General features: G+C 74.1%; 2 protein-coding genes. Both read right to left on the bottom strand.

What is annotated here, in order from left to right; all coding sequences use genetic code 11:
- Positions 1 to 52: 52 nt before the first annotated feature.
- Entirely contained in the window at positions 53 to 2005 is a 1953-nt protein-coding gene (gene htpG / locus GL263_RS19890; RefSeq protein ID WP_182857095.1) for a molecular chaperone HtpG, read from the bottom strand.
- Between the two features lie 162 nt (positions 2006 to 2167).
- Complete coding sequence (gene cydD, locus GL263_RS19885; RefSeq protein ID WP_182857094.1) at positions 2168 to 5767, bottom strand: thiol reductant ABC exporter subunit CydD; 3600 nt, start codon at positions 5765 to 5767, stop codon at positions 2168 to 2170.
- Positions 5768 to 5860 lie beyond the last annotated feature (93 nt).

The raw sequence follows: 5860 nt of genomic DNA, 5'->3' as shown, positions 1-5860 counted from the left end.
GGTGTAGGAGAGAGAGGGCCGGGGCTCGCGGCCCCGGCCCTCCGGGCGGGCGTCAGAGGGTGGTGGCCAGGCGGTCGGCGAGGAGACGGGTGAAGCGGGTGGGGTCGGCGAGTTCGCCGCCTTCGGCCAGCAGGGCCATGCCGTGGAGGAGTTCGGCGGTCTCCGCGAGGGCCGGGTCCTCGGCGTCGGCGGCGTGGGTGTCCTTGAGGCGGGCCACCAGCGGGTGGTCGGGGTTGAGTTCCAGGATGCGCTTCACGGGGGGAAGTTCCTGGCCCATGGCCCGGTACATCTTCTCCAGGTTGGGGGTGATGTCGTGGGCGTCGCCGACGACGCAGGCGGGGGAGGTGGTGAGGCGGCTGGAGAGGCGTACGTCCTTGACGTCGTCGCTGAGGGCGTCGCGGAGCCGGGCGAGCAGCGGCTCGAAGTCGTCGGCGCGCTGCTTTTCCTCGGCGCGGTCCTTGTCGTCGGCGTCGCCGTCCAGGTCGACCTGGCCCTTGGCGATGGACCGGAGCGGGGTGCCGTCGAACTCGCGGACCTGCTCCACCCACACCTCGTCGACCGGGTCGGTGAGCAGCAGCACCTCGTAGCCCTTCGCCCGGAACGCCTCGATGTGCGGGCTGTTCTCCAGCCGGGCGCGGGACTCGCCGGTGAGGTAGTAGACGTGCTCCTGGCCGTCCTTCATCCGGGACACGTAGTCGCGCAGGCTGGTCTGCTGCTCGGGGTCGTGGGTGCTGGGGAAGGAGGCGAGGTCGAGCAGCGTCTCCCGGTTGTCGGTGTCGGAGAGCAGGCCCTCCTTCATCGCCGGGCCGAACTCCCGCCAGAAGGTCCGGTAGCGCTCGTTGTCCTTGGTCCGCAGCTCCTTCACGGTGGAGAGGATCTTCTTGACCAGCCTGCGGTGCATGAGCTGGATCTGCCGGTCCTGCTGCAGCGCCTCGCGGGAGACGTTGAGCGACAGGTCCTGCGCGTCGACGACGCCCTTGACGAACCGCAGGTAGTTCGGGAGCAGCGAGGTGCAGTCGTCCATGATGAAGACGCGCCGCACGTACAGGTGCACGCCGCGGCGGCCGCCCTGCTGGTAGAGGTCCAGCGGCGCGTGGGAGGGGATGAAGAGCACCGCCTGGTACTCGAACGTCCCCTCGGCGCGGGTGTGGATGGTCTCCAGCGGGTCCGACCAGTCGTGGCTGACGTGCTTGTAGAACTCCTTGTACTCCTCCTCCGTGATCTCGCTCTGGGGGCGGGCCCAGAGCGCCTTCATGGAGTTGAGGGTCTCGACGGTCCGCTCGGTGGCGGTCGTGTCGCCGTCCTCGGCGTCGTTCGCGGACGTCGCGGGGGCGGGGCTTTCCACCGTCGTCCGGACCGGCCAGGGGATGAAGTCCGAGTGCCTGCGGACGATCTGGCGCAGCCGGTTGACGTCGGTGTAGTCGTAGAGGTGGTCCTCGGTGTCGGTGGGCTTGAGGTGGAGGGTGACCGAGGTGCCCTGCGGGGCCTCGTCGAGGGCCTCCAGCTCGTAGGTGCCCTCGCCGGTGGACTCCCAGCGGGTGCCCTTCCGCTCACCGGCCCGCCGGGTGACCAGGGTGACCTTGTCCGCGACCATGAAGCTGGAGTAGAAGCCGACGCCGAAGCTGCCGATGAGGTCGGCGGAGGCGGCGGCGTCCTTGTTCGCGTTCGCCTCCTTCAGCCTGCGGACGAACTCCGCGGTGCCGGACTTGGCGATGGTGCCGATGAGACCCTTCACCTCCTCGCGCGACATGCCGATGCCGTTGTCCCGCACGGTCAGGGTGCGGGCCTCGGGGTCGGTCTCCAGCGCGATGTGCGGGTCCGAGGTGTCCGCGTCGAGGTCGCCGTCGCGCAGCGACTCCAGCCGCAGCTTGTCCAGGGCGTCGGAGGCGTTGGAGATCAACTCGCGCAGGAAGACGTCCTTGTTGGAGTAGATCGAGTGCACCACCAGCTGCAACAGCTGACGTGACTCGGCCTGGAACTCGTGCGTCTCGACCTTGCCGCTCACAGCAGTCCTCCCCGGGGAGCACGTCCTCGCGTCAACGGAGGACAGATGTCGGCGAAGGGCGGCGCCACCGCCTCCCCGTCCGGCGGACCGCCCGGGGACGCGCTCCGCCACGCCCCCGTCGGCACCGATCTTGCCCGCCGGGGGGCCGCCGCGCCAACCCGTTCAGGCGGTCAGCAGGACGTCGGCGGCCCGCTCGGTCTCCAGCATGGCGCGGAACGGGCCGTCGGTGAGCGTCAGTTCGGCGTAGCCGCCGCGTTGGACGACGCGTCCGGCGTCGAGTACCAGGATCTCGTCGACGGCCTCCAAGCCGGCCAGCCGGTGGGTGATGAGGACCGTCGCGCGGCCCTCAGTGGCGGCGAGGAGGTCGGCGGTGAGGGCGTCGGCGGTGGCCAGGTCGAGGTGTTCGGCGGGCTCGTCGAGCACCAGGACGGGGAAGTCGGCGAGCAACGCCCTCGCCAGCGAGAGGCGTTGGCGCTGTCCGCCGGAGAGGCGGGCGCCGTGTTCCCCGACCGGGGTGTCCAGACCCTGCGGCAGGCTGTCCACCCAGGTCAGGAGGCGGGCCCGCGCCAGCGCCTGCCGGAGGGTGTCGTCTGTGGCGCCGGCGGGGTCCGGGAGGGCGAGGCGCAGGTTCTCCCGGAGGGTGCTGTCGAAGAGGTGGGCGTCCTGGGCGCAGAGTCCGACGTGGCGGCGTACCGCGTCGGAGTCCAGCGTGCTCGCCGGAACCCCGCCGAGCAGGTGGTCGCCGGACTCCGCGTCGAGGAAGCGGAGCAGGGCGTGGGCGAGGCTGGTCTTGCCTGCGCCGGAGCGGCCGACGACGGCCACCCGACGGCCCTCGGTCAGGATGAGGTCGAGATCGAGGAGGGCGGGCCGGGCGGCGCCCGGGTGACGGACGGTGAGCTTGTCCAGGACCAGCGGAAAGGGCGAGGCGGGCGGATCGGCCGGGACGGCCGGCTCGGCGACCGGCTCGGGGGCGTCGAGCACCTCGTGGACGCGCGCGGCGGCGCGTCGCACCCGCTGCCGGTGGCGGACGGCCTGCGGCAGGTCGGTGACCGCTTCGAACGCGGCGAGCGGGGTGAGGACGACCACCGCGAGCCAGACGCCCTCCAGCCGGCCGGCGTGCACGGCCTGGGCGCCGAGGAAGGCCGCGGCCGTGACGGTCAGCCCGGCGGCGAGCGCGGTGAGCGCGCCGGCGAGCGCGACGACGGCGGCGGAACGGCCGGCGATGCCGGTCAGCCGGGCGTCGGCGCGACGGACCCGGTCGGTGACGGCGGGCAGCGCGCCGGCCACGGTCAACTCGCCGGTGCCGGTGAGCAGGTCGACGGTGTGGGTCGTCAGAGCGCCTCGTTGGGGCGCGAGTTCACGCTCGGTGCGGCGGGCGACGAGGGAGGTCAGCAGCGGGACCGCGAGGCCCGCCACCGCCAGTCCGGCGGCCAGCGCGAGACCCGCCTCGGGCAGCAGCCAGCCGGTGAAGCCGACGGCGAGGAGCGAGACCGCGCCGGCGGCCGCCGCCGGCAGCAGCCACCGCAGGAAGTAGTCCTGGTAGGCGTCGACGTCCGAGACCAGGCGGCTGAGCAGGTCACCGCGCCGGCGGTGCCGCAGCCCGGCCGGCGCCAGCCGCTCCAGCCGGCGGAACACCCGCACCCGTACGTCTTCCAGGATCCGCAGCACGGCGTCGTGGGAGACCAGCCGCTCGGCGTAGCGGAACACGGCCCGGCCGATGCCGAACGCGCGCGTCGCGGTGACGGCGACCATCAGGTAGAGGATCGGGGGCTGTTCGGACGCCCGGGAGATGAGCCAGCCGGAGACGGCCATCAGCCCGACGGCGCTGGCGAGCGCGAGCACGCCCAACGTCCCGGCGAGCAGCAGCCGGCCACGTCGGCGCAGCCCGGCCTCGCGGACCCGCCGCAGGTGTCCGCCGGTTGCGGCGGCGCCGGTGTGCGGTGCCGTGCGGGCGGCCAAGGCCTCCGAGGCGTCGTCGGCGACCAGGGTGTCGTCGGCGTCCGGGCGCTCCGGGGCGACCGCGTCGGCCGGGCCCGGGGCCGCCGGGCGTTCGGGAGCCGGGGCGAGGGTGTCGGCGAGGGTGTCGGCGCGCCCGTCGTGCGACTCGGCGGGGGCCTGCGCGGCCCCGGCCGACGGGACCGGCCGGGCGGGAGGTGGCAGGGCGACCGTGCGGTCGGCGAGCGCGAGCAGCGCCGGGCGGTGGACGACAAGCAGCACCGTCCGGCCCTCGGTGAGGCGGCGTACGGCGTCGACGACGGCGGTCTCGGTGGCGCCGTCCAGTGCCGCCGTCGGCTCGTCGAGCAGCAGCACCGGCCGGTCGGCGAGGAACGCCCGTGCGAGCGCGACGCGTTGGCGCTGGCCGGCGGAGAGTCCGGCGCCGCCGTCGCCGAGGGTGAGCGCGGGGTCGAGGTCGTCGGCGGCGGCGTTCCGCAGGGCGGCGGCGACCTCGGCGTCGGTGGCCTCGGGGCGGGCGAGGCGGACGTTGTCGGCGACGGTGCCGGCGAGCAGCGCGGGGTGCTGGGGGACCCAGGCGATCTGCCGGTGCCAGTCGGCTCGGTTGATGTCGCGCAGGTCGGTGTCGCCGACGAGCACCCGGCCCTCGGCGGGTTCGGCGAAGCCGAGGACGGCGTTGACCAGCGTGGACTTGCCGGCGCCGGAGGGGCCGGTGAGGGCGACGGTCTCGCCGGGTGCCACGCGGAGTGTCGTCGCGGGCAGGGAGTCGGCGGTCCGGCCGGGGTGGCGGACGACAAGGTCGGTGACGGCGAAGCCCCGGCCGGTCGGGGCGGGCCGCGAGCCGTCGGCCGGCGGCGGGGTCTCCAGCACCTCGAAGACCCGGTCGGCGGCGGCCAGTCCCTCCGCCGCCGCGTGGTAGCGGGCGCCGACCTGCCGCAGCGGCAGGTACGCCTCGGGCGCGAGGATGAGCACCACCAGGCCGGTGTAGAGGTCGAGTTGGCCGTAGACGAGCCGGGTGCCGATGCCGACGGCGACCAGTGCGACGGAGATCGTCGCCAGCAGTTCCAGGGCGAAGGAGGAGAGGAACGCGACGCGCAGGGTGCGCATCGTCGCCCGGCGGTACTCGCCGGTGACCGCCCGGATGCTCTCCGCCTGCGCCTTGGCGCGGCCGAAGACGCGCAGCGTGGGCAGCCCGGCGACGACGTCCAGGAAGTGGTGGGAGAGCCGGCTCAGCATGCGCCACTGCCGGTTGACGCGGGACTCGGTGGCCCAGCCGATGAGCACCATGAAGATCGGGATCAGTGGCAGCGTCACCACGATGGTGAGCGCCGAGATCCAGTCGTCGGTGACGATCCGGGCCAGGACAGCGACGGGTACGGTCGCGGCCAGGCCCAGTTGTGGCAGGTAGCGGCCGAAGTAGTCGTCGAGCGCGTCGATTCCCCGGGTGGCGAGCGCCGTCAGTTCGCCGGTGCGCTGCCGTGTGGCGGCCGACGGGCCGAGGGCGGCGGCGTGCGCGAGGAGGCGCAGCCGCAGTTGCGACTTGACCGAGGCGCTTGCCCGGTGCGCGGCCAGTTCGGTGAGCCAGACGACCGCCGCGCGGCCGAGGGCCACGGCGGCGAGCGCGGCGAGCGTCGGATACAGCTCGGTCGCCGCCGCGCCGCCCTGGAAGGCGCGGACGATCACGTCCGCGAGCAGCATCGCCTGGGCGATGACCAGCCCGGCGCCGGCCAGCCCGAGCACCACCGAGACGAGCAGGAAGAACCTGGTGGCGCGGGCGTGCCGCAGCAGCCGGGGGTCGACGGGCTTCACGGCTACCCCCTCACCGCGCCGGCGGCGTCGCCGTCCGGCGTGGTGTCGGTGCCGGGAGTGGGGTCGGTGCCGGGAGTGGGGTCGGCGCTGCCG

Origin of the sequence: Streptomyces durbertensis, from assembly GCF_014156695.1 — a bacterium.
Lineage (GTDB): Bacteria > Actinomycetota > Actinomycetes > Streptomycetales > Streptomycetaceae > Streptomyces > Streptomyces durbertensis.
The sequence above is the reverse complement of the archived record's forward strand: the minus strand, read 5'-3'. Positions and strand labels throughout refer to the sequence as shown.